Source organism: Nocardia sp. NPDC023852 (assembly GCF_040639505.1).
Lineage (GTDB): Bacteria > Actinomycetota > Actinomycetes > Mycobacteriales > Mycobacteriaceae > Nocardia.
The window spans coordinates 355,580-378,424 of the sequence record NZ_JBFAAB010000001.1 but is presented as its reverse complement, the minus strand read 5'-3'; the positions used below and the strand labels follow the sequence as shown (position 1 = coordinate 378,424).

General features: G+C 67.1%; 24 protein-coding genes. 10 read left to right on the top strand and 14 right to left on the bottom strand.

Translation table 11 applies throughout. From position 1 onward, the window contains the following. Window positions 1-6 precede the first annotated feature (6 nt). The 6 genes from AB0H00_RS01685 to AB0H00_RS01660 form a co-directional block, all read right to left on the bottom strand. Window positions 7-1,584: a DUF2339 domain-containing protein gene (locus AB0H00_RS01685; protein ID WP_357259130.1), complete on the bottom strand. Its 1,578-nt coding sequence runs from the start codon at window positions 1,582-1,584 to the stop codon at window positions 7-9. A 725-nt stretch (window positions 1,585-2,309) separates the two neighbouring features. Next, on the bottom strand, window positions 2,310-2,675 hold the full coding sequence (locus AB0H00_RS01680) for a MerR family transcriptional regulator (RefSeq protein ID WP_357259127.1): 366 nt from the start codon (window positions 2,673-2,675) through the stop codon (window positions 2,310-2,312). 214 nt (window positions 2,676-2,889) lie between these two features. Beyond that, complete coding sequence (locus AB0H00_RS01675) at window positions 2,890-3,525, bottom strand: DUF1707 domain-containing protein (RefSeq protein WP_357260374.1); 636 nt, start codon at window positions 3,523-3,525, stop codon at window positions 2,890-2,892. Between the two features lie 132 nt (window positions 3,526-3,657). Further along, entirely contained in the window at window positions 3,658-4,323 is a 666-nt protein-coding gene (locus tag AB0H00_RS01670) for a response regulator transcription factor (protein WP_357259124.1), read from the bottom strand. 135 nt (window positions 4,324-4,458) lie between these two features. Beyond that, a complete protein-coding gene (locus AB0H00_RS01665) occupies window positions 4,459-5,637 on the bottom strand; it encodes a DUF5931 domain-containing protein (RefSeq protein WP_357259122.1) in 1,179 nt (392 codons plus the stop codon). Then, window positions 5,615-6,883: an AI-2E family transporter gene (locus AB0H00_RS01660; protein WP_357259119.1), complete on the bottom strand. Its 1,269-nt coding sequence runs from the start codon at window positions 6,881-6,883 to the stop codon at window positions 5,615-5,617. Before AB0H00_RS01660 ends, AB0H00_RS01665 begins: the two co-directional genes overlap by 23 nt. A 168-nt stretch (window positions 6,884-7,051) precedes the next feature. On the opposite strand from AB0H00_RS01660, the gene AB0H00_RS01655 reads away from it, so the two are divergent. The 3 genes from AB0H00_RS01655 (at window position 7,052) to AB0H00_RS01645 (ending at window position 10,139) form a co-directional block, all read left to right on the top strand. Beyond that, window positions 7,052-8,572: an adenylate/guanylate cyclase domain-containing protein gene (locus AB0H00_RS01655; RefSeq protein WP_357260371.1), complete on the top strand. Its 1,521-nt coding sequence runs from the start codon at window positions 7,052-7,054 to the stop codon at window positions 8,570-8,572. A 4-nt stretch (window positions 8,573-8,576) separates the two neighbouring features. Next, window positions 8,577-9,665, top strand: coding sequence for a YbhN family protein (locus tag AB0H00_RS01650; RefSeq protein WP_357259116.1), 1,089 nt, complete (start codon window positions 8,577-8,579; stop codon window positions 9,663-9,665). 99 nt (window positions 9,666-9,764) lie between these two features. Then, a complete protein-coding gene (locus AB0H00_RS01645; RefSeq protein WP_357259113.1) occupies window positions 9,765-10,139 on the top strand; it encodes a DUF3054 domain-containing protein in 375 nt (124 codons plus the stop codon). Here AB0H00_RS01645 and AB0H00_RS01640 read toward each other — a convergent pair whose 3' ends face one another. Beyond that, complete coding sequence (locus AB0H00_RS01640; RefSeq protein WP_357259110.1) at window positions 10,140-11,768, bottom strand: NTF2-like N-terminal transpeptidase domain-containing protein; 1,629 nt, start codon at window positions 11,766-11,768, stop codon at window positions 10,140-10,142. 423 nt (window positions 11,769-12,191) lie between these two features. Between AB0H00_RS01640 and AB0H00_RS01635 the strand changes: the two genes are divergently transcribed. From AB0H00_RS01635 to aroQ, 4 genes are all read left to right on the top strand, one after another. Then, window positions 12,192-12,797, top strand: coding sequence for a hypothetical protein (locus AB0H00_RS01635; RefSeq protein ID WP_357259107.1), 606 nt, complete (start codon window positions 12,192-12,194; stop codon window positions 12,795-12,797). A 112-nt stretch (window positions 12,798-12,909) separates the two neighbouring features. Further along, window positions 12,910-13,047 carry a helix-turn-helix domain-containing protein gene (locus tag AB0H00_RS01630; protein WP_357259104.1) on the top strand — a complete coding sequence of 46 codons (138 nt, stop codon included), beginning with the start codon at window positions 12,910-12,912 and terminating at the stop codon, window positions 13,045-13,047. Window positions 13,048-13,738: 691 nt separating this feature from the next. Next, a complete protein-coding gene (locus tag AB0H00_RS01625) occupies window positions 13,739-14,407 on the top strand; it encodes a transposase (RefSeq protein ID WP_357260368.1) in 669 nt (222 codons plus the stop codon). Further along, entirely contained in the window at window positions 14,371-14,829 is a 459-nt protein-coding gene (gene aroQ / locus AB0H00_RS01620) for a type II 3-dehydroquinate dehydratase (protein ID WP_357259101.1), read from the top strand. Before AB0H00_RS01625 ends, aroQ begins: the two co-directional genes overlap by 37 nt. Before the next feature lie 46 nt (window positions 14,830-14,875). On the opposite strand, the gene AB0H00_RS01615 is transcribed toward aroQ, so the two are convergent. Further along, window positions 14,876-15,322: a nitroreductase/quinone reductase family protein gene (locus AB0H00_RS01615; RefSeq protein ID WP_357259099.1), complete on the bottom strand. Its 447-nt coding sequence runs from the start codon at window positions 15,320-15,322 to the stop codon at window positions 14,876-14,878. A gap of 321 nt (window positions 15,323-15,643) precedes the next feature. Between AB0H00_RS01615 and AB0H00_RS01610 the strand changes: the two genes are divergently transcribed. Continuing rightward, window positions 15,644-15,847, top strand: a complete 204-nt coding sequence (locus AB0H00_RS01610; protein WP_357259096.1) for a hypothetical protein — start codon at window positions 15,644-15,646, stop codon at window positions 15,845-15,847. Between the two features lie 119 nt (window positions 15,848-15,966). On the opposite strand, the gene AB0H00_RS01605 is transcribed toward AB0H00_RS01610, so the two are convergent. From AB0H00_RS01605 to AB0H00_RS01595, 3 genes are all read right to left on the bottom strand, one after another. Further along, the gene (locus AB0H00_RS01605) at window positions 15,967-16,767 is read right to left on the bottom strand and encodes an inositol monophosphatase family protein (protein ID WP_357259093.1); all 801 of its coding nucleotides are present in this window, start codon (window positions 16,765-16,767) and stop codon (window positions 15,967-15,969) included. A gap of 392 nt (window positions 16,768-17,159) precedes the next feature. Further along, a complete protein-coding gene (locus tag AB0H00_RS01600) occupies window positions 17,160-17,282 on the bottom strand; it encodes a hypothetical protein (RefSeq protein ID WP_357259090.1) in 123 nt (40 codons plus the stop codon). Window positions 17,283-17,420: 138 nt separating this feature from the next. Further along, the gene (locus AB0H00_RS01595) at window positions 17,421-18,296 is read right to left on the bottom strand and encodes an NAD(P)-binding domain-containing protein (RefSeq protein ID WP_357259087.1); all 876 of its coding nucleotides are present in this window, start codon (window positions 18,294-18,296) and stop codon (window positions 17,421-17,423) included. 136 nt (window positions 18,297-18,432) lie between these two features. Here AB0H00_RS01595 and AB0H00_RS01590 point away from each other — a divergent pair, with 136 nt between their 5' ends. Next, entirely contained in the window at window positions 18,433-18,789 is a 357-nt protein-coding gene (locus AB0H00_RS01590) for a helix-turn-helix domain-containing protein (protein ID WP_357259084.1), read from the top strand. On the opposite strand, the gene AB0H00_RS01585 is transcribed toward AB0H00_RS01590, so the two are convergent. Beyond that, window positions 18,786-19,910, bottom strand: a complete 1,125-nt coding sequence (locus AB0H00_RS01585; protein ID WP_357259081.1) for a glycerate kinase — start codon at window positions 19,908-19,910, stop codon at window positions 18,786-18,788. The two genes, AB0H00_RS01590 and AB0H00_RS01585, sit on opposite strands and share 4 nt — an antisense overlap. Window positions 19,911-19,957: 47 nt before the next feature. Further along, the gene (locus tag AB0H00_RS01580; RefSeq protein ID WP_357259078.1) at window positions 19,958-21,547 is read right to left on the bottom strand and encodes an alpha/beta hydrolase; all 1,590 of its coding nucleotides are present in this window, start codon (window positions 21,545-21,547) and stop codon (window positions 19,958-19,960) included. Between the two features lie 155 nt (window positions 21,548-21,702). Here AB0H00_RS01580 and AB0H00_RS01575 point away from each other — a divergent pair, with 155 nt between their 5' ends. Beyond that, window positions 21,703-22,014 (top strand): GNAT family N-acetyltransferase, encoded by a 312-nt coding sequence (locus AB0H00_RS01575; RefSeq protein WP_327110851.1) that lies wholly within the window; start codon window positions 21,703-21,705, stop codon window positions 22,012-22,014. 49 nt (window positions 22,015-22,063) lie between these two features. Here AB0H00_RS01575 and AB0H00_RS01570 read toward each other — a convergent pair whose 3' ends face one another. After that, on the bottom strand, window positions 22,064-22,825 hold the full coding sequence (locus AB0H00_RS01570) for a 1-acyl-sn-glycerol-3-phosphate acyltransferase (RefSeq protein WP_357259075.1): 762 nt from the start codon (window positions 22,823-22,825) through the stop codon (window positions 22,064-22,066). Between the last annotated feature and the right edge of the window lie 20 nt (window positions 22,826-22,845).

Genomic DNA, 22,845 nt, shown 5'->3' with positions numbered 1-22,845 from the left:
GTCGTGTCAACGGGCCGCCGCATCGCCTGAATCGCGTCCCGCTCCCACCTCGGCGAAGGTGCGCGCGTAGCGAGTTCCGGCCAGGAGGAGCAGGACGCCCACGATCAGGAACGCGGCGACGCGGACCAGACCGTCCAGGGTGGCCAGGTCGAAGAGGAAAAGCTTGGCCAAAGCGGCTGCGGTGACCAACAATCCGGAGCCAAGGGCGAGTCTCGTCACGGCGGGTGAGCTGGCGAGCCTGCGGAGGCCGAACAAAAGGGCAGCGGTGGCGCCGGACATCCACAAGATCGTCGCGGCACTGTGGCCGATGAGGAATCCGTTCCGCGAGCCGGTCGCGACACCGATGGACACCGTCGTGGCGGTCACGGCGTAGAGACCGGCCGCACTCGCGGCGATCCACTGCACCCCGCTGCTCGTCGCCGTGCCGGGCAGTCGCCGCGCACACCACAGCGCCACCGCGACCACCGCGAGCGCGAGCACCGCGCCGAGCACGGTAGCCACGCCGAGGATCATCTCCGAACGCTGCTGCGAAGCAAGGATTTCCGGCCCCGCGACGTTCAGCAGCGCCAACCCGCCGAGCACGGCGAAGATCGCTCCGATTCCCGCCGGGACCCGGGACCGCTGTTGACCGGCCACGCCGAGGAAGGCCAGCGCCACCAGGAACCAGGCGATGGGCAAGGTGTGCGGCCGGGTCGCGCCGAGGCACGCCTCGAGCACTGCGATCGAGCCCGCCACGGCGGCGACCCCGGCCGTGTGCGCCGGAATCCTCGCCTGCTCTCGAAGTTTCGGCACCATGGGCGCCACGGCGACGAGCAGCAGCACCGCGGCCGTGGCGGACGCGACGATCACCGCGCTGAGCCGCTGGTGGTACATACCCGGCGCGGTCAGCATCGGCACCGTCGCCAGCGCTGTCATCAGCGAGGCGGTGAGGTCGGTGGGAGCGCGCCGCACGACGACGATCGTCCCGGCGAGCCCGACCAGCGCGACCGCCGCTGCGGCCGTGAGCAGCCATACCCGCTCTTCCGGAGCGGGACCGTCGAGTACCGCTCCCGCGACGAACACGAACGTCGCCAGCACGGCGGGTACCGTCCGCGCCGCGTGCAGATACGGCCACTTCCGAACCATATGCACCGGCACGCAGGCCAACTGCAGCACGATCAAGAACGCGAGCAGCACCAGCCCGGTGGTCAACACCGGCGAGAGGAGCGCAGCACCGAGCACGACCAGCACCGCCAACGGCTGTGACCGCCACTGCATCGCCACCCCGATGCCGGCGGCCGCGACACCGAGAGCCACCGCATACCCGAGCACCGGGTGCAGCCAGTGATAGATCGCAGTCACAGCGACGACATCCAGGTATGCGCCCGCGATACCGGTGGCCGCCAGTGCGATACCGCCAACCCGTCCTCCGGTCCGCCCGAACACGCGCGCACCCGCACCCACCAGTACCGCCGAGAACACCGCACCGGCAGCAACTCTCGGCACCGGCCCGAAGAATCCGGCTTGCGCGGCAAGTACCAGCAGCATCACCACACCGATCAGGGTCACCGCAACGCCGGCCACCGCCAGAATTCGACTGATCACACCGTCCCGCTGCCACCATGGGGTCCGCGGAGCCCGAGGCGCACGTGCACGCGGCGGGACGGGCGGACGCGGCGGCACGACTCCCGGTATCGGCCCGCGCGCATTCGGCGACCACGAAGCACCTCCACCCCAGCCACCGCCGGGCGGCGCGGCGAAACGCGGAACGTACGCGGGCGACACGGGAATCCCCCCTCCGGCAATCGGAGCATGCCCGGGCCAAGGTGGTGGCACCGCCATCGACCCACCGGACGGGGTCGAAACCGAGCCCCGCTCTCCCACCGGGACCTCGAGCCCACCGGACGCAGAAGCCGCATCCCCACGGGAAGCGGACGCGTCAGTCCCATCCGACGCCAGACCGCCCGCATGACCAGGAGCCTGGCCCCTCCGCACTGCAGCCGAACCCGTCGCCACCTGCTCACGCAGCAACTCCAGATCACGCCCGAGCGCACCCATCTGCGTCCCCAACACAGCGAACTCACCGGAAAGCCGCGAAATCAGCGCCGGATCGATTGATGTAGTCATAGCCCTATGCTCAGTGCCGCCGCCTCTTCCGAGCATGAGTAGAAACCCCCGGTAGAGAGCCGATATCTACCCGACATCGGCCACGTCGCCCATTCCGCCCCACAATGTGGCCGTTTCGAAACCGGATCGATGGTCGCCACCGGCTTTCAGCGCGATCGGCGGGTGCCGCTGCGCACGTTCACACGGCGCCTCGGGGGCGACACCTAGACCGCCCGGTCGGCCGCCCGATCGATCACCTCGTCGAGCACTTCGCGCGAGCGAACGAGATCGGCGATGGTGCGGGTGATGCGGTCCCGCTCGGTCTCCAGCTCGGCCACCAGTTTCGGGGTGGCGTACTGGTTGGGGCCGCCGTCCGCGTCCCGCATGCAGGGCAGGATCCGTGCGATCTTCTTGCTGGTGAGGCCCGCCGCGAGCAACTCCTGAATGTGGATGACCCGATCCACCGCCTGTTCCGGGTAGTCGCGATGGCCGCCGGGCGTGCGGTCGGCGACCAGCATCCCCTGTTCCTCGTAGTAGCGCAGCGACCGCTCGCTGACGCCGGTGCGTGCGGCAAGCTCCCCGATGCGCATCTCACACCACGCCTTTCACATTCCGACTCGAACCTCACATCGATGTCAAGTTTCATCATACTGAATGCCACCGCGACCAGCGCTGATCCGACAGGGACTGCCGCTCCGCAAGGAACGGCTGCCTGAAATGAGTCGCCGACAACCGCTCACGATTCGGGCAATGGCTACACCGACTATCCGACGGCGCGGAACGGACGGCCGTCTGAACTCCGGCTCAGCGGCCCATCAAACGGTGCCAGTGCGCGATGAACGGGTGCTTGGCGGTCACCGACCCGAACCGCATCCGCCCGTGCACCACCAGGTGCAACGGCCCCAGCGGCGGTCCGGTGCGGACCTTGTTGTTCACACTGGAGCCGAGCAGGTCCAGACCGTTCAGGTCGACCGTCGCCGCCGCGGGCACGATCAGGTTGAGCGAACTGCAGTAGTCGTCGACGCGCAGCTCGACGACCTGGGTGGACATGATCGCCTCGGTGAAGTCCAAGGTGACGCCGGACAACCAGGCGTTCAAGTACAGCGAGGGCGCCACCTGCCACGGGCCGCGCCGGTGCACCCCGGACATCCGGGCACGGATCACGCTGCCCGCGGTCACGGTGCCGGGCTGGTTCTTGACCAACGAGGGTGACGTGTTCACGAAGGTCGGGGGCGGTACGACAGGCCGGCCGACCAGCCGGACGCCGGGCAGATCAATGAGCACCGCGTTCAGTTCCCCACGGGTCTTGGCGACCAGCGCGGTGTCCATCCGCTCGGTGAACTCGCCGAGCGAGAGCATGCCGAGCCCGACGGCGCGCTGCAGCAGTTGACCGACGTGTTCGCGCTCTACGTCGGATACGCGCAGGTCCCGGTCGCCCACTCCGCCGCCGGAGCCGACCGCATTGGATACCGATTCGGGGCCGCCCATACCGTCGAGGTTACCGAGCGTTCGACTCCGGACACATCAGGGCGATCCCCGATCCACGGCGCCTCCGCGGGTTGCATCCTCCGATTATTCGAGCCCCTGCTCGATGGCGTAGCGGGTCAGTTCGACCCGGTTCGCCAGCTGCAGTTTTCGCAGCGTGGCCTGTACATGGTTCTCGACCGTGCGATGGCTGAGTCCGAGCCGTGACGCGATCTGCTTGGCGGACATTCCTTTCGCCACCATCCGGAGCACCTCGGTCTCCCGTTCGGTGAGCGCGGGCCGGTGCGGCTCGTCTGGCTGAGCCGGTGCGGTGGCCATCCGCCGGTACTCGCCGAGCACGAGCCCAGCAAGTCCGGGCGTGAACACCGGCTGACCAGCGGCGGTCGCGCGCACGGCCGCGATCAGCTCCGCCGCCGACGCGCTCTTCACAAGGTATCCCGACGCACCCGCCTTGATCGCCTCGAGCACGTCGGCGCGCTCGGCCGACGCCGAGAGCACCAGCACCCGGCTCTCCGGCGACACCCGAAGCACCTCGGCGGTGGCCTGCGCCCCGTTGCCGTCGGGCAGCTGCATATCCATCAGCACCACGTCCGGTCGCACCGCCGCGGCCCGCCTGCTCGCCGCGCCGACGCCGTCGGCCGTCGCCGTCACCCGAAATCCGGCCTCGGTGAGGTCCCGGGACACGCCTTCCCGCCACATCGGGTGGTCGTCCACCACCATCACCGAAATGGTCCGAGCCGCCTCGTCCGTCATCCGCGCCTCCTGTGTTCGCTCATTGGGGCAGCTCGCCTGCGCTCAGCTCCACCATGACCGAAAACTCGGCTGTGTCCATTGTTCGCGTGACCGAACGATGCGCGACTGTGCCTGTTGTTCGCACGCTACGCTCGCTCATGTCCGCGGCACCCGGAATTCCCATTCGGTGCCGAACCCGACGCCTCCGTCGATCTCGGTCAGCAGGTCCGCGCTCCCGTCGAGCGCCGCGATCCGCCCGACGATCGACCGCGACACTCCCAGCCGCCCTTCGGCTTCCGCCTCGGCAAGCCGTCCCGGCGGGATGCCGATGCCGTCGTCGCGCACGGTGACCACCAGCTCGTCCCCGGTGTCTTCCAGCAGCACATAGGCATTCGCGTCGTGACCGGCGTGCAGGTCGACATTCGACAGCGCCGTGGCGACGGCCGCAGCGATCTCGTTCGCCGCCCATCGACCGACCTGAACCGGAGTGCCGGGCGTCGACACCGACACCTTCGGCGTGGCTTGCGCGGTCAGCAAAGGCCGGAGATCGACCTCGGCCCCGCCGGAGTCGCCGCGATCGGCCTGCTCGGAGAGCAACACCCGCAGCGCCACTTCTTGTTCGCCGGCCCGGTGCGCCAATTCCGCGGTGCTGCCGCCGATCTCGATTCCGCGCCGCTTGATGTAGCTGAGCACCTGCAACACACCGTCGTGCACCTCACGCGAAAGACGTTCGCGCTCTTCGGTGGCCGCGGTCAGGCGCACGGCACGCTCCAACTGATCCTGGGCGCGGCGCGCGGTGTTGGCGGCAAGCCCCAGTGCCAGTCCGACCGAGACGAGCACTGGCACGGTCGCATCCGCCCACACGTCCTGTCCCCACTGGTCGCGTACGGTCAGCGCCACCGAGGAGATCAGCGCGCCGGACAGCACGCCTGCGATCGGACCGCGCAGGATCGCGGCCCCGATCACGGCATTGGTGGCCCAGAGCGTCGTCGGCAGCGTCTGATGCCCGTGGTACCAGTCGTAGTCGGCAACCAGCCGCGTGGCGGCCATCATTCCGATCACCACCACGTGGTCGCCGGCCACCACCCAGCCGCGCAGCCGGACCACATCGGGGAAATTCCATTGCGCCGACATGATCGCCGATACGCCCGACCACACCGCCATCAGTGCGATGAGCACCCAACTCAGCCGCTGGTTCGTGTAGTGCGGTGCTGAGGCGATCTGCTGGCCGACCGCGTACAGCAGCGTCACCAGCCGCAGCGCCTGGGCTGCCCGCCACAGCGGCGTGGTCGCCACATCGGCCGAGCGCGGCTCAGCCCTTCGACGCGCCGTCATCGGGTTCCGTACCGGTGGCGGGGGACTCCGCCTTCTCCGCCGCCTCGACCAGCGTCGCCGCCACGTCGAACCGGCCGGGATCGGGTTGATCCGGTTCGGCCGAATACAGCTTGCGGTGTTCGTCGCCGGTCCGCAGTTCCTCGAACAGCTCCTCGGGACTGTCCGCCAGCAGCGACCGGATCGCCGTGTTCATCACCGCGACGAACGGCACGGCAAGCAGACCACCCGCGATCCCGCCGAGCACAACGCCCGCGGTGATCGCCAGCACCACGGCGAGCGGATGGATGCTGACCGCCCGGCCGAGCAGTAGCGGCTGCAGCACATGGCCCTCGAGCTGCATCACCGCGATGATGATTCCGAGCACGATCAGGGCGGTGACCAGGCCCTTGGTCACCAGCGCGATGAACACCGCGATGAACCCGGCGAGGAAGGCGCCGATGATCGGGATGAACGCGCCGATGAACACCAGCGATGCCAGCGGAAGCGCCAGCGGCACACCGAGAATGCCGAGCCCCGCACCGATGCCGATGGCGTCCACCGCCGCGACCGCCACGGTCGCGCGGACGAACCCGACCAACGTCCCGAACCCGAGCTGCCCCGCGGTGCGCACACGCTCGCGCTGCCCGGTTGGGATGATCCTGGTGACGAACTGCCAGATCTGATCCCCGCTGTAGAGGAAGAAGATGAGGATGAACAATGTCAGAAAGATACCGGTGAGCAATTCGCCGATGACGGTCGCGGTGGTGAGCGCGCCGCTGGTCAGGCTGTCCTGATTGGACTGGATGGCCTTGACGATGGTGTCGCCCGCGTTGCGGATTTGCTCGTTGCTCATTTGCAGCGGCCCGCTGATCAGCCAGTCCTGGATCTGATGGATGCTGTGGGTGAACTCGTCGGTCAGCTGCGGCACACCGGCGACGAACTGCTCGACAACGAAGGTCATGATGCCCGCGACCACGCCGAGCGACCCGACCAGCGCGACGAAGACCCCCACCGCGCGAGGCACCCCCAGCCGCTGCGTCCAATCCACCAATGGCGCGAGCAGCGCGGCCGCGAGCAGCGCGATGGCGAGCGGGATGACCACCGTGGCCAGTCTTTGCACGATCGTCGCGAGCGCGATCGCAAGCGCGAACAGCACCAGCAACCGCCAGCCCCACTCCGCCGAGACGCGCACGATCGGATGCACCGCTTCCGCTGCGGGCCCCGTCAGGCCGCCCTTCCGCGGTGAACTGGACTTCGGTTGGGTCATCTCCGTGAGCCTAACGGGCGCAGCCGGACTCTGTCCGCCATCAGCCCCGCCGGGCCGAGCAAGGCCGGGGCAACGCCCTGGTGGGCGTCCAGCGCCGCGAGCATGCTCACATGATCGAAACGCTAGATTGGTCTCGTGTCGGCGCCTTTGGAAGCGGTCAAACAGACCATGCGAACGCGCTGGCCGCTGTACCTGACATCGATGCTGCTGGCGAATGCTTTCGGCGCGGTTCTGGTGTGGGCGTTCATCCAGTACGGGCTACCGGTCCCCGAGGGTGAGGCCTCCGGTGCCAGGCGCACCGGCCTGCTGATTCCGGCTCTGGTCTTCGCGACCGGCGGCCTGCTCAGCATGGCCGCCTCCGCGCTGATGCTGCGTCCGGTGATGCGCTGGCAGATGCGCGGCGGACCGCCCAGCCGCCAAGAGCAGATGGCCGCGCTGCACGCGCCGCTACGCCAGGCGATCCTGCATCTGGCACTGTGGCTGATCGGCGGCGCGATTCTCGCGGCAGTGATCATCAAGGACACCCCCGCGCTGGCGGGCGCGGTGATCATCACCGAATGCATGGCCGCCACCATCGTGTTCGGCTTCACCTACATGCTGGGCGAACGCATCCTGCGCCCGGTCGCGGCCCAGGCGCTGACCGAGGGGATCTTCGACCACACCCTCACCCCGGGCGTCGGCACCAGGATGGCGATGACCTGGGGCATGGGGACCTTCGCTCCGACCATCGCCATCGTGCTGCTGTGCGTCACCCAGATCTCCTCGGAGGTGAAGTTCTCCGCGCAGTCGCTGGCCATCTCCATCCTGCTGCTGTGTGGCGTGGTGATCATGCAGGCCCTCGCGCTGTCCATGCTCACCGGCTCCAGCATCTCCGACCCGGTGCGACAGCTCAGCCAGGCCATCGACCGGGTGCAGGGCGGCGCGCGTGACGTGCAGGTCGAGGTCTTCGACGGCAGCGAGATCGGGCTGCTGCAGGTCGGCTTCAACAGGATGATGGAGGAGGCCGCCAAGCGCCGTCAGCTGCAAGAGTTGTTCGGCCAGCACGTCGGCGAGGAGGTGGCACAGCGCGCTCTCGACTACGGCACCGAGCTCGGTGGCGAGACCAGGTTCGTCGCGGTCCTGTTCGTCGACATGGTCGGTTCCACCGCGACCGCGGCCGAGCGCCCGCCCACCGAGGTGGTGAGCCTGCTCAACGAGTTCTTCCGCATCGTGGTCGATGTGATCGACCGCCACAACGGCTTCGTGAACAAGTTCGTCGGTGACGCGGCGCTGGCCATCTTCGGCGCACCGCTGGACCGGCCGGACGCGCCGACCGCAGCGCTGGCCGCCGCGCGCGAACTACGCGAAACGTTGCGGGAAGTTCCGGGTCTCGATATCGGAATCGGTGTATCGGCGGGTCTTGCCGTCGCCGGAAATATCGGTGCCGCCAACCGTTTCGAATACACCGTGATCGGAGACCCGGTCAACGAGGCGTCCCGACTCACCGAACTGGCCAAAGACCGGCCCGGCCGGACACTTGCCTCGGGCAGCGCACTGTATTTCGCCGAGGAAAGCGAGCAGGACCAGTGGGAGACCGGCGACGAGGTACAGCTGCGCGGCAGGCGCAGAAAAACGCTGTTGGCCTGGCCGAAAGACGGGGCCGACGCGCGCGACGATGCAGACGTCGAAACGGTGCGTTCGTTAGGCTGACGGCGTGACGGCCAACGGGGAACTGGCAGGACAACCTGCGCCGCCGCCCACGGCGAATTCCCGCCGTGGCAAATTCTGGTGGCTCAAATGGGTGCTCGGCGTCGCCCTGCTGGCGTTGCTGATCGCCGAGGGCGTGTATCTCTGGCCGCGTCTGCACGAATCCTGGCGAAAACTCACCGAGATCCATTGGGGCTGGGTGGCGGCCTGCGTCTGGATGCAGGCGTTGTCGATGAGCGGTTTCGCGAGGGTGCAGAAACGACTGCTCAATGCGGGTGGCGTCGCCGTCAGTCAGCGCAAATCCGTCGCGGTGCTCTACGGCGCGACCGCCATGTCGGTGACCCTGCCCGCGGGCCAGGTGTTCTCCACCGCCTTCACCTATCGACAGACCAGGCGCTGGGGCGCGAGCCCGATCGTCGCCTCATGGCAGCTGGTCTTCTCCGGCGTGGTCGCGGCGGTGGGTCTGGCGCTGCTCGGCGTGGGTGGAACGCTGCTGGCCGGTGGCCGAATCGGCCCGTTCAAGCTGATCCTCTCGCTGGCCGCCGTCGCTGCTTTGGTCTGGGCGGGAAACCATGTCTCGCGCCATCCCGGCTCGCTGGACACGCTGCTGCGCAGGTTACTCACGCTGGCCAACCGGTTGCGCAAGCGGCCGCCGGACGAGGGCGCCGGCAAGATCGCCGATGTGCTCGGCCAGCTGGAATCGGTGGACCTCGGCAAGCGTGACGGCGCATGGGTCACGGTGTGGGCGCTGGTGCACCGGTTCGCCGACGTGGCCTGCCTCGGGGCGGCGTGTTACGCGGTGGGCGCGGACCCGCGGGTCGCAGGCCTGCTGCTCGCGTTCGCGGTGGGCAAGGCGGTCGGCTCGATTCCGTTCGCGCCCGGCGGCATCGTCTATGTGGACGCGACGCTGATATACGGACTCACCGCGGCCGCAGGGCTGCCCGCCGCACAGGCGGTCGCCGCGGCGTTCGTGTACCGTCTGGTGAGCTTCATCCTGGTCGCCATCGTCGGCTGGATCGTCTTCCTGTTCCGGTTCCGCACCCGGCAGGCCGATGACGCAGAGTTCGAAAAGGAATTCGAGCAGCGGCGACTGTAATCCAAAGCGGTAGCGTTCCGGCGATTCACCACCGGCAAGCAAACCCCGCGACCGTGGTGTCGGAGGGTGCGGTCCCGGTGTGCCCACTACGCTTTCCCCGTGAGGAAACTGGTGCCGCTGGTGGCAGACGCGCTGCTCGTCGTCCTCTTCTGTGTGATCGGCAGGCGCAGCCACGACGAAGCGCTACTCGCCGGACTGCTGCGCACCCTGTGGCCTTTCGCGATCGGACTCGCGGCCGGCTGGACCATCGCCGCCGTGGTCGGCCGACAGATCGGCAAGGTCGGCCATGAGCGGTTCGACGGCATTGCCCCGTGGCCGACCGGGATCCTGGTCTGGCTGGGCACCGTCGGCGGCGGCATGCTGCTGCGTGTGGTGAGCGGTCAGGGAACAGCATTCAGTTTCGTGCTGGTCGCGAGCGCGGTGCTCGCACTGTTCCTGCTCGGCTGGCGCGCGGCGATCAAAGCCTTGAACTGATCAAGGTTCTGGAGTCGCCAGCGCCTGCAACATCCTGGCCGCCATCCGAGCGGTCGCGTCGCCGCTGTCCACGTCGCTGATGTGGACAGCGAAGGCCAAGTCGCCCATGGTCCCGATGAGCCAGCCGTCCGGGCCCGCGGTCGCGGCGAACGCGTTGATGTCCCGGTAGCGCCGCACACTGGCGAGTTCGGGCGCGTTCGTCGCGTCACGCAGCCTTCCACGCAGCCGGTCGATGGCCTCGGGCGACAGCGGACCGAGCTGGGCGTCGGTGGTGCTGGACCGGGCGACCTCGATCATCGGCGGCGGCACCGAGCCGCGCGCGATGGCTGCCGCGGCGATCGCCATCCCGAATGGGCTGGCCAGCACCGCGTCCGAACCGCCGCCCTGGCGCACCTGCTCGGCGCTGCGTCCGGCGATCGCGAGCCTGCCGGTCACCTCATCGAGGCCCGGCACTTTGAAGTCGATACCGACCCCGAGGCTGGTCGCCGCTTCGGCCGCGTCCTGCACCGAAACGTCCTGCGGCGGCTTGCCTTTTGCCACCGCGGCGACGAGACGGAACAGCTCGATGTTCCCGCCGACCGGGTAGAGCCCGGTGAAAGCCACCGGGCCGTGCTCGGTGGCGTAACTGTTCTGCGCGACCGAGACCACCGCCCCGCTGGAGGGCTGGATCGCCACGATCGAGGCGGGCGTGCCCACGCTGACCACCGCGTCCTCGGCGGCGCGCTGCAGGCGCTGGTCCATGGTGCCCGCGATGTCCGGTCCCGGCGGGCCCTGCTGGCCGGCGAGCTGACCGACGAACCGTCCGTCCTGCTCGAAAAGTTGGACACCCCACCCCGAGTGCGCCTCCTGGCTTTCCTGCTGCACCTTGCGCAGCGCGTCCAGCATCGGCGACCAGACCCGGCGGTCGGCGGAGATCAGCCGCGGCTGCTTCTCCATGACCACGCCGGGAATCGGCGCCATCCGCGGTTCCAGGATGGCGAAATCGCCTTCACGCAGATTCACCGCGACCACCGGCTTGCCCTGCGAGGCGGCCAGCTGTTGCATGAGCGATGCCCCGGTGATCAGCGGCGCGACCGGCTCGATGGCCCTGGCCAGCGCGTCGGTCGAGGCGACCGGGTCCGCCGTCTTCGCGGGGTCGAGCTTGATCACGTTGATGATCTGCTCGGTCATCAGCGGCTCACCGGCGATGTCGTTGACCCGAGGCGCGGGCGACGGCAGGGTTCGCACCAGCCGGACGGTGCGATTGTGCGAAAGCTGCGGCATGGCGAGCGTGGGCTCCCAGGAGATCCGCCAGCCGATGGCCAACTTGCGGACATTGCCCTGCAGGCTGTAGTTCCAGGTCTTCTGCTCACCGAAGGTCCATTCGACGTCCATGCTGAAGATCGCGGACTCGGCGTCGAGACCGATGAATTGGGTCTTCCGGTAGTCGACCTTGCCCGGATGGAGGCCCTCGAACATTTGCTTCAACGTTGCCGAGGCCGCCGTGGGGTACGACGTCAGGTCCGCCGCTTTGGCGTAGTCCTGATCGTCGAGCAGATCGGTGAAGCGTTCGACAACAGTCTCGGCTTCACTCTGCTTCTCGTGTATCCCGCACGAGCCGATCCCGATCGCGAGTAATGCCACCCCCATGAGTGCCATTACGCCCCGAACGCGAAAGCGGCGAGATCCCCACACATCCATGTCGCCCACTCTTCACTCTTGTCACTTCAGTAACAAGACCACCGTACCCGAATAGACCTACCCGTTTCGCCTCCGTAGTGAGGACGTTATCCATGCTCAGGATCCTGATTGTGCCCGAAACCCTCCATCTCGGGAGACCGTTCACGATCTTGTCCACCTACCCGGCGCCGCTACCGTACCGGCCTCCGCGCGAAGTCGTGCACTTGGTCCCGCTCTCGGCGATTGTGTCTTTTTAGGTACCCCCAGCGCGCCGTTCCAAGCGCCGAAGTCGAGGACCGAATCCTGTTCGCGCAGGGCGGAACCACCACTGCGCTTTGCGACGTAATCTTGTAATCAACAACAGCGCAGCACCATAGTAAGTAGGTGATCCTCATGAGAAACGCACACCGCGGACGGGGTTTCGGACGACCAGGAGGCTGGCAGCAGGCCGACCTTCCAGACCCCGCGGATGTGTCCGACTGGTTCGCCGGACGATTGCCGAGCGACTGGTTCACCGGTCCGCCGGTCATCGAAGTGGACCGGGACGAGATCGTCGTCATCGGCGAGTTGCCGATCCCGCAATCCGAGAAAACGGCAGCCGCCGGCAAAGGCGATGCGGAAGCGCCGACCGACGAAGTTCCGCGCGCGACCAAAGAGGGCGCCGTCGCCCGGTTCCGCGAGTCCACTCGTCCGGCCCGCATGCAGATCGCGAACGAGGCGCAGCACCGCTACCAGCGCAATGTCGCCTGGGGCGTCTCAGTGGACGGGGAACGGATCATGTTCACCCACCTGGCCGTTCCCGTCATGACCCGGCTGCGTCAGCCGGAACGAAAGGTGCTCGATACCCTGGTCGACGCTGGGGTCGCCCGTTCCCGCGCCGACGCGCTGGCTTGGACGGTGAAACTGGCGGGCAAACACGCTGAGTCGTGGCTGGCGGAACTGCGCGACGCGATGCGCAAAGTGGACGACCTACGTTCGGAAGGGCCCCAGGGATTGTAGGGCGGTCGGGTCTAGCTAGGGCCAATGCTGCGGTGAGGTCGATGCGGGCTATTGTTGTCAGTGGCTGGTGGCATGCTGCTGATGTGGTGCGGCACACATCATTCGGTTCTGCTTGGACCCGACGGTCGAACAGCGGACAGTGCTGTCGCGGCATGCCGGGGCGGCGCGGTTCGCGTTCAATCAATGCCTGCATGCGGTGAAGTCGGCGTTGACCGCCCGCAAGACTGAGCCCAGGGTGTCGGTGCCGTAGTCGGGGTTCGATCTGATCAACCATTTCAACCGGTGGAAGAAATCCGAGGATGCCGGGCGGGTCTTCGCCGTCGATACCAACGGCACCGCCACGGTGGTGGTGACCGGTTTGGTGTGGCGTGATCAGGTGTGCCAGCAGGTGTTCGAGGAAGCGGCCATCGATTGTGGCGGGCGCTGGCGAGCTGGGCGGACTCTCGTCGCGGTACCCGCAAGGGCCGTCGGATCGGGTTCCCTCGGTTCAAGAAGAAGACCGCAACATCTCGCTCTTTCCGGTTGCGCAACAAGCACTCCCAGGGACGTCGCCCCGCGATCAGGGTCGGTGACAACAACTGTCCACGATCAGTGACCCTGCCGGGAATCGGGACGGTGCGAGTCCACGATGACACACGCCGCATACGGCGGATGCTGGCGACCGGTCGAGCGAAGATCCTGTTCGCCCCACTCAGCCAGAGGGCCGGGCGGTGGTGGGTCACGCTGAATGCTGAAGCCGCCGACCTGCACCCCGGCCGGTGTCACCCATCCCGCGGGGATGGGGATCATGGTGGCTGGGTGGGGGTCGATCGCGGGTCGTCGGCGTTCCTGGTCGCCGCGACCGGAGACGGGCCCGAGCTCGCGCGAATCACTGATCCACCGAAAGCGTTGGCAGCCGGGATGCGCAAGCAACGGCGCCTTGCGAAGGCGGTGTCACGGAAATTGAGGGTTCCGGCAACAGACGACAGGCAACCGCCCGGTTGGGTCGCCACCACGCACGCGTCCGCGATATTCGCCACCATTTCCTGCATCAGGCCTCCAACAAGCTGGTCAAAACCCACGACCGGCTCGTCCTGGAAGACCTGAATACCGCCGGAATGCTACGCAACCGGCATCTGGCGCGGGCGATCAGCGACGCGGGGTGGGCTGAATTCGCCCGCCAGGTCTTCTACAAGCAGGCTTGGCGCGGCGGCACAGTCGTCCTCGCTGATCGCTGGTATCCCTCCAGCCAGCTCTGTTCTCGCTGCGGAACCCGAAACCGTGAGCTGACACTGGCCGACCGGGTTTTCCGGTGCGGGAACGGACACCATCTCGACCGCGATCGCAATGCCGCGGTCAACCTCGCCGCCTGGGGCGAACAACACCATGTCTCCCAGGTCCGGGAGCCCGAAGCGCGAGCCCCGGTCACCAACGCCCGCCGACGGGAAGGCACTGGCCCACACACTCGTGTGGGTGAAACCGGCCCGAATGACGCGGGAACCAACACCCACGCCATATCGGCGTGCGTAGAGGACGTCCGAGAAGGACGGTGTCTACCGACCCTCACCGGGAGACACGCTGTAGTGTTGCGTGCATGGCTCCGGCGACCGTCGACGCGACACCGGGCCTGATCCTCGTCCTCAACGGCCCCAATCTGAATATGCTCGGCACCCGTCAGCCGGAGGTGTACGGGTCGGCGTCGCTCGACGACGTCGTGGAACTGTGCAAGCAGACTGCGGCGAGATTCGACCGGGAGATCGTCGCCTTCCAGTCCAATTCCGAGGGCGCGCTAATCGATCGAATCCATCAGGCGCGCGGCGTCGAGTCGGGCATCGTCATCAATCCCGGCGGCCTCACCCACACCTCGGTGGCGCTGCGGGACGCACTGGTGATACCGGAGCTCCCGATCGTCGAGGTGCACATCAGCAATGTGCACGCACGAGAGGAGTTCCGGCACCACTCCTACATCTCCCCGATCGCCACCGCGGTGGTCGCGGGTATGGGAATCCAGGGCTACGCCGCCGCGATCGAATTCCTCGCCCGCTCGGTGTGAGCCGGTCGAGTTCGCCTCGATCGGGCTTGACGACACCGGCGATTCGTCACTTGATCTGGAACACCGGAAAGCCGGGCGCGATGGCGGCAAGCTCCTCGTCGGTCGCGTCTTTGGTCACGCCCTCGAAGAACTTGCCGACCTCCCAGCCCCACTTCCGCAGGTAAAGCCGCAGCATTGGCACCTTGTCGGCGTCGGCGATCTCGGTGGCGGCGAACGCCTCGACCTTGCGGCCGAGCCGCAGCTCGCCGCCACCCGCGACACGCAGGTTGCGCACCCACTGTGTGTGCCCTCGCGGTGCGACGAGGAAGCGGGCGCCGTCCTCCCGCACCATCAGGTTCACCATCGTGGTCCGCCACTCGCCGCTCTTGCGTCCCCGAACCGCGAGCAGGCGCGATCCCATCACGCTGATCCCCAGCTTGGGCAGCAGATTAGCGATCCGGTTCATGATCGGATCGATGCCGGAGGGGCCGATGTAGCGGGTGCCGAGGTCCATGACTTACTCCTTATTTGCGAGCACTGCTCTCTATTGAGAGAAGCGTTCCACCGACCGGACCCAAAGTCAAGAGCACCGCTCTCTCTTCTCCTGCCCGCCACAAAACGACGAGAGGCACACCACGGAGGCCGCGCTCACACTTCGCCTCCACCATGCGCCGCTCGCACGGCTTCTTCAGTGGCTGTTCACGGAGCCGGTGTCGTGGCCACGGCGGTCCGGTTGATCTTGGTCGCGGCGGTCGCCCCGGCGGCGAACGGACACGAGGACCGCGAGTACATCCGCACGGGCGCTGCGATATTCATCGTCCCCGAGCAATAATGCTTGGCGAAGACGCTCGGCCGAACGATCGCGGTGCGCCAGGTCGCCGACACGGAAGAAGCCCACTTCCCTGGCGGTGCGCCAAAGGTTCTGGCGGATACCAACGTCGAAGGCTTCTTCACGAAATCTCTTGACCTGCGGTCGAAGACAACGCTCGGAACCGTCGTCCCCAGGTCGGCGCACGTAACCGGACGTGCACAGGAATGAAAAAGTCGACTATCGCGAGGGATTGGTTCCGCTGGTTCGGCATCACGGCCGCCGCACCCGACACGACGAACCCGGCAGACGCCAGGCATCCACCGGACCCCATGAGCTGCTGACAGGTCTCAGGTATGAAGCGTTGTGCGGATTTCGTTTGCGAGTTCGATATTTCCGGCAGCAATGAATTTTTGACGTCGCTTCATTGCGCTCTTGATTTCGGACAATGAGCCCAGATCATAGTCCAACGGAATTAGCGCTCCGTAAAGATCGATCACGCTACCCCCTGCAGCGTGCAGAATATAGTGCCCTGGGGATAGGTCCCAGATTGCGAATCCCTTTGCGAATTCGATCATAGCGTCGGAGAACCCGGCGGCTACGTGACACAGGCCAATCGATCCGAAATCGACACCGATACGACCCCTTGCTTTTCCATCCCGAGCCGGTGCGCTGAGCGCATTTATGAACTCCTGCTGCACAGCAAGTGGCTGGAATCGTTGCTCGGGGCGCATCATGTAGTTGGTGACCAATGCCTCGGTAAGGCTCGCGCTCGACGGCCTGTCGAGAAGGTGCTCATCGCCGTCTTCGGTAATGATGAACGCGCAATCGCCACCACTGACATCGCGGAACGCTAAATATATCTGAACATGGTGAAAAATATCGCCGACCACAGCGGCAACAGGCCGAGCCAGAGTACGTGAGTAGACCAATATATGTGTGTATCCGTATAGTCCGCGCACGGCCAGCTCACTAGTGTCCAGAGGATCGACCAGCACGCATAAATCCGGGTCGGATTCATCTCCGATGACTTCCGGATCAGCTTCCTCTGAGGCGTAGATGAACGAGGGGATGTGTTCGACTAACACCTCTTTGTAGCGTTCATGCATCCACAGGTCATAATCGGACAGGAAATTGTCGGAATGGCGCAATTCTCATTTTCCGCGCGACGACCGGTCAGCGCAGCATCGATCAGTTGTGGCCGGATTTCTCCCATCATCTGGCGAACCACACTGGCGATACGTTGCGCGAGGTCGGGGACTATGTTCACACTACTCATCGGGCAACCGCCTCTTTTCCGTGTCATCGCAACTCTAGCGGGGGTTCGATACCGGGAGGGCTCATCGTCGCTGCGATGAAGATAGCTTCGAACTCGGCGGCGCGCATTATTTTGGCCCCGGTCAGATCATCGAAGCTCGCCACTTTCAAGTCACGCCCCTTGGTCATCGCCCCGAACACGGCGAAATACAGCTCGGCTTTCGGGTACCGCTCCCGAACCCGGCGAGCGATATAACCGACAACATCGGCGTGTTCGACTTCGAAGTCACAGATGACTGCCCGGCTCGAAGCCGTCGTGCACCACAGTCAGCTTCGCCACCTTGTCGCCCGCAGGCGCGATCTCGAAGGTGAACCTTCGATCGCGGCTTACCGCGAGGCGCGGGGACATGAGGCATAGGGCGCCCGACGGGGCACAGCGCCCAGGCCGAGCCTGGACCTGGGCCGCGCCGAGCGGCCGACTCGAGGCGGCGGTGAGGTCGTCTTCTCCACCGCCGCCACTTGTCGAATCCTGCTGGGACTTCGGCGTTTACCCGTCGCCACGCATCAACGCATACGTGGAGACCGCCGTACCCGCCTGCTCACTAGCGGCAACGGCCTTGCGCCAGAACGCCTGTGCCGTATGCGAGAACGTGGCGTCGACGCCGACTTCCTCGCTCGCGTCGATGATGTGCTGCGCGCCCGCGTCCATCATCTTCAGACTCGCCAACGTCGCCCAGCCGCCATTCTGGTTGGCCACCGAGAATTCCTCCATGAAGTAGGGGAACGCGGCGGCTGAGCGGATCGCGAACGGGACGAACTTCGCGATGTCGTGGCCGGAGCGATCGATCACCGCGGTCGCCTGGTCGAAGGCGAGCAGCCAAGGATGGAAAATGATCAGCAGGGCCTGGTAGAAGACCTGCGCCAGACCGTCGTCGGCCCCGAGGTACTCCTGCGGGCTCAGCGGGCGCAGCAGCTCGGCGTGCGCGTCGAACACCTCGCGTGGGCCGCTGTAGAAGATGTACGACGCCGGGTGCGTGATGTTGTCACCCGCCGACATGACGCCGCCGGAGAGGAACTGTGCGCCGTGCGAGCGGACCCACTCCGCACCCTTTCGTGCCTTCTCGGGGGAATCCGAGGACAGGTTCGCGATCACCTTGCCCTTCAGGTGGTCGGTCGCCTGCCCGAGCACGTCGTACATGGCGGCGTAGTGGGTGAGGCTGAGCACCGTGACCTCGTTGGCGTCGAGCGCGTCGGCGACGGTCGCGGCGCGCTTCGCACCGAGTTCGACCATGGCGTCGATCTTGTCGGAGCTACGGTTCCATACCGTCACCTCGACACCCGCGTCCAGGAATGCCCGGACCATGGCCTGGCCCATCGGACCGAGGCCGATGACGGAGACGGAGCGGGGGGTCTGCTCGGACATGAGGTGTCCCTTCAGTTCTCGTTCGGTTGTTGTCGGCGCCGGGATCCATGGTCGTTGCCGCAGGTAGAGTCGGGAAGACCGAACGTCGGGGTGTGGTTGCTTACCTCGAGGTTCGACATGAGGTCAAAGGAGCGCGGTGGACATGAGCAGTGATGCAGATCACGATGTGTGTGGGATGACGGTCGCGATCGACGTCGTCGGCGGCAAGTGGAAATTGCATCTGATGTGGGTGCTCGGCGCGGGCCCGCAGCGCTTCGGCCAGATCCGCCGCCTGCTCGACGGCGTGAGCGAGAAGGTCCTCGCCGAAAACCTGCGTCAACTCGAGTCCGGCGGTGTAGTGCACCGCGAGGTGTACGCCGAGGTCCCTCCGCGCGTCGAATATTCCCTCACTCCGCTCGGCGAGGAATTGGCCGTCGCCCTGCGTCCGCTCGAGGAGTGGGGCGAGCGGCATCGGCACGAACTCGCCGCCAACCTCTTGGCGTCCGCGGGTTAAGCCGGATTGTCGACCGCGATCCGCGCACCGATGCGCTCGAGCAGTGCCGCCGCGTCGGCCATCGAGCGGCCGGGATCGGGTTCCAGGTCGGCGAGCGCATAGCAGCGCGCGAAGCCTGCGTCCCGTATCTCTTGGGGCGCGAGCAAAGTGCGGCCGACAACGGCGATCGCCGGGACATCCGCTTCTCGGGCCGCCGCGCACACGCCGACCGGCGCCTTGCCGTGCAGACTTTGCCGGTCCAGCGATCCCTCGCCGGTGATCACGAGGGCGGCGGTGGCGAGCAGCGCGGGAAAGTCGAGAAGTTCGAGCACGACTTCGATCCCGCTGCGCACCTGCGCATCGAGCACGGCGAGTGCGCCGAAACCGGTGCCGCCCGCGGCGCCCGCGCCCGCGCGGAGTGCGAAGTCGGGGCCTGTGACGCGCGCCCAGGTGGCGAGCGCGGACTCGAGGACCTCGAGGTCGGCGGGGCCCGCGCCCTTCTGTGCTGCGTACACCTCGACGGCGCCGGTCGGCCCGAGCAACGGATTGTCGACGTCGCAGGCCAAGGTGAAGGTCGTGCCGGCGACCGCGGGATGCAGCCCGGAACGGTCCACGCGCGTGGCGCGTGCCAAAGCGGCTCCCCCGGGGGGTAATTCCTGCCCATCGGGGTCCAGAATGCGGACGCCGAGCGCTTGCAGCATGCCCGCGCCGCCGTCGGTGGATGCGCTGCCGCCGAGACCGAGCACGATGTCGGTGACACCGTTGTCCATGGCGTGCGCCACAACCACGCCGAGCCCGTAGGTGCTCGCGCCGAGCGGGTCATGCTGCCCCCCGGGCAGTTTCGCCAGACCGACCACCGCGGCCAGTTCGACGACCGCGGTCGCTTCATGCCTGGCGTAGGCGGTGCGGCACGGCACACCGGTGGGCCCAGGAGCGGTCAGTTCGACGCACGTCCAGCCCGCGGCGACGAACGCCTCGACCGTGCCGTCACCGCCGTCGGCGACCGGCACCTGCCGGATGACGGCTTCCGGCGCGACCCGCGCGAAACCCGCGGCAAGGGCCGCCGACACCTGCGGTGCGCTGAGCGATCCTTTGAATTTGTCCGGGGCGAGAATCACCCGGGGTGCGGACATGCGCGTCATCCCCATATTGTCGGGCGCCGCCGGGGCAACCGCACGACGGCCCTCCATCAGCTCGCGGGCAGGGGGGCCTGGTCGGCCTGGGTGATGGTGACCTGCCCAGTCCGCAGATAGGTCAGCACCGCCCCGTCCACGGCGGCATTGCCGCGGCCGAAGGTTCCGTGGTCGCCGCCGTCTACGGTGATCAGCGCACCGTTCAGTGCCTTCGCCATGGCTGGGCCACCCTCGTATTTGGTCAGCGCGTCGTGACGGCTCTGCAGGACCAGCGGCGGGGTGCGCAGGCCGGCCCCGGTGATCCGCACCGGCTTCGTCACCGGTTTCCAGGCACCGCAGGCCATCCCGGACCGGACCAGGTCGGCGCGCGCGTCCATGGCGTCGCCGCCGGAGGCGATGGTGCCGACCGCGGCGCCGAGCAGCTCCGGCCTGCCAGGCACGGCGTTCTCGTTGCAGGTGACGGCGGCGAAGACGAAACGCCCGGTGGGGTCGGTCGAGGTCGCGCCCTCGATGGCTCGCAGCCGCTGCACGTTGGCCGGGTCGACGGCCACGTCGGCCATCGCGCGGGCGAAGATCGGCCAGAACGTGCGCGTGTAGGTGGCGACGGCCGTCGCGCCGAGCAGCGGCACCTGCGCCGATACACCGCCGGAGACCAAGGTGCGCAACAGGTTCTGTAGTTTGCCCAGCTGTTCGACGCTGCCGTTGTAGCCGTCACGCGCGATCTCGGCGAGCGGCTCGGGCAGCGCGCCGGGCAGATCGGCGACACTCGCGGGCGGCGGCGTCAGGTTGGCGTACCAGCCGCCGCCCTGATCGGCCGCAAGCCGGACCCAGTTCCGGTAGACCTGCAGCGCCGTGTCGCCGAGGTGGTATTCGCCGTCGTGCTCACCGATCCAAGCGAAAAGGTCGTCGAGGCGCTGTTTGCCTGCCACCTGTTGCTGGGCGAACTCCTCGGTCCACACCCAGTCCGGGTTGACATTGGAGTCCAGGATCATCCGATCCACCCGTTCGGGGAACAGCGCCGCGTACACCGCGCCCAGATAGGTGCCGTAGGACGTGCCGAGGTAGCTGATCCGCTCCAGCCCGAGCGCGGCGCGCACGGCGTCCAAGTCGCGCGCGGTGTTCTCGGTGGTGATGGTGTCCAGGTAACCGGGGCGTGCGGCGTCGCAAGCCTTCTTGATGGCATCGCGGTCGCCGCCACCAAGTGAAACTCGCTCGCCCTCTTCGGTTTTCGTACCCGCTGCGCAGTCGAGCGGCGTAGCCCAGCGCAGCCCACGCGGCTGTACGGCGACGAGGTCGTAGTGCGCGCCGAGATCGTGGGGGAATACCTCGGACCGTCGTGCCCAGTAGTCCAGTGCGTCGGCGCCGGGGCCACCGGGATTGGCGAAGAGAACGCCCGCGCGCTCGCCGCTGGCCGCCATCCGGCTGACAGTCAGCTCGATCTTCGGCCCGTTCGGCTCGGCATAGTTCATCGGCACGCTGACGACAGCGCACCGCACGCCGCGGTCGGCCGTCACGGCACGGTCGGGACATGCCCCGAACACCATGCCCGGCTCGGCCTGCGCAAGGCCGGTGACGATTGATCCTCCGAGCAGGCTCGCGGCAACCACGGTTGCCGCGAGCCGCGATATGCGCAGCGTCCTCATCATGTTGTCTACCTCCCGGGCCTGCCTCGCTCGGGTGCGGACGCCTCGATCAAGAGCATTCTGCGCAGACTCGCGTCGACAGACAAGTCGGCGGCGGGATTTCGCCCGGTCGACCTGGTGGTTACCCGGTTACCGAGGCACCGGAGTAGCTTCGAGCCATGTCGACCGAGGTCAGCAACAACACCGCACTGGAACGCTTCGAGATCTACGTCGACGGTGCGATCGCAGGCTATGCCGAATACCAGGACACAGCGTCCGAGCGGGCGTTCGTGCACACCGAGATCTACCCGCGCTACGAGGGCCAGGGCTATGCACGGCTGCTGGTCGAAACCGCGCTGAACAGCACCCGAGACGACAAGCTCGGCGCGCTGCCGATGTGCCGGACGGTCCATCACTTCATCGAGACGCGCCCCGAATACTTGACGATGGTGCCGCACTGGGCCCGGGACCGGCTGAACCTGCCCTTGTGAGCGACGCGGCCGCCGACGCGCTCATGCCGGAGCCGAGCGGCATGAGCCCTCAGTACGCCGCGACGGCGCCGTCCAATGCCTGTTGCAGGTCCGCCCGCACCAAGCGGGCGATGTCACCGGGCCGGGTCGGCAGGTCGAGCACCGGCACGCTGAAGTAGAAGCTGGCCGACTTCGCCTCTTCCCTCGTCGGCGGCACCGTCGGATCCTGGCGCGGCCCGTAGCTCAGCCCGACGGACACCAGCACCGGCTCGGCATCGAGTTTCATCGCGCGGAACGCGATGTGCCCGATCCCGCTACCTACGGTCTGCACCTTGGTCGGGTCGACATCGTTGCAGGTGCCCTCAGGGAACACCGCGACGCCGTCGCCGCGGGCCATCCGCTCAGCGCAGATATCCATCATGCGCTGACCGGCCGCGTTCACCGCGCGGATGCCGTGGTCCTTGCCACGGAAGACCGGGATGCCGCCCATCATGTCGATCTTGCGCCGCTGGTCGGGTTCCATGAACAGCTCGTCCTTGGCCAGCACGCGCACCCGCCCGATCACCGGCCGCAGCCCGCTGCGCCAAGCCGCCGCCGCGACGGTGTACGGGTCGTTCTCGGACAGGTGGTTGATGGCGATCAGCAGCGGCCGCCCCTGCTTGATCACCCTGCGGAGCAGTTCGCGCGCACCTTCGGCGTAGGCGACACGCGGATGGTATCGGCGGCCGAGAATGGCGTACGCCCCCCAAGCCTGCAGTCGATTCTGGCGGTGCTCGCGATAGAAGTCGTACACGCTGTCGCTGTTCTCGAGTAGCACCTCGGGCGGTTCCATGATCTGGACTCTACGATGCC

What these genes read in the sequence shown, in the direction of transcription:
- AB0H00_RS01580 (WP_357259078.1), bottom strand. Translation starts at nt 21,547, where the DNA reads ATGATGAGGACGCTGCGCATATCGCGGCTCGCGGCAACCGTGGTTGCC.
- aroQ (WP_357259101.1), top strand. Translation starts at nt 14,371, where the DNA reads ATGGCTCCGGCGACCGTCGACGCGACACCGGGCCTGATCCTCGTCCTC.
- AB0H00_RS01660 (WP_357259119.1), bottom strand. Translation starts at nt 6,883, where the DNA reads ATGACCCAACCGAAGTCCAGTTCACCGCGGAAGGGCGGCCTGACGGGG.
- AB0H00_RS01680 (WP_357259127.1), bottom strand. Translation starts at nt 2,675, where the DNA reads ATGCGCATCGGGGAGCTTGCCGCACGCACCGGCGTCAGCGAGCGGTCG.
- AB0H00_RS01665 (WP_357259122.1), bottom strand. Translation starts at nt 5,637, where the DNA reads ATGACGGCGCGTCGAAGGGCTGAGCCGCGCTCGGCCGATGTGGCGACC.
- AB0H00_RS01600 (WP_357259090.1), bottom strand. Translation starts at nt 17,282, where the DNA reads ATGTCCCCGCGCCTCGCGGTAAGCCGCGATCGAAGGTTCACCTTCGAG.
- AB0H00_RS01635 (WP_357259107.1), top strand. Translation starts at nt 12,192, where the DNA reads ATGAGAAACGCACACCGCGGACGGGGTTTCGGACGACCAGGAGGCTGG.
- AB0H00_RS01655 (WP_357260371.1), top strand. Translation starts at nt 7,052, where the DNA reads ATGCGAACGCGCTGGCCGCTGTACCTGACATCGATGCTGCTGGCGAAT.
- AB0H00_RS01570 (WP_357259075.1), bottom strand. Translation starts at nt 22,825, where the DNA reads ATGGAACCGCCCGAGGTGCTACTCGAGAACAGCGACAGCGTGTACGAC.
- AB0H00_RS01615 (WP_357259099.1), bottom strand. Translation starts at nt 15,322, where the DNA reads ATGGACCTCGGCACCCGCTACATCGGCCCCTCCGGCATCGATCCGATC.
- AB0H00_RS01640 (WP_357259110.1), bottom strand. Translation starts at nt 11,768, where the DNA reads ATGGGGGTGGCATTACTCGCGATCGGGATCGGCTCGTGCGGGATACAC.
- AB0H00_RS01575 (WP_327110851.1), top strand. Translation starts at nt 21,703, where the DNA reads ATGTCGACCGAGGTCAGCAACAACACCGCACTGGAACGCTTCGAGATC.
- AB0H00_RS01670 (WP_357259124.1), bottom strand. Translation starts at nt 4,323, where the DNA reads ATGACGGACGAGGCGGCTCGGACCATTTCGGTGATGGTGGTGGACGAC.
- AB0H00_RS01585 (WP_357259081.1), bottom strand. Translation starts at nt 19,910, where the DNA reads ATGACGCGCATGTCCGCACCCCGGGTGATTCTCGCCCCGGACAAATTC.
- AB0H00_RS01595 (WP_357259087.1), bottom strand. Translation starts at nt 18,296, where the DNA reads ATGTCCGAGCAGACCCCCCGCTCCGTCTCCGTCATCGGCCTCGGTCCG.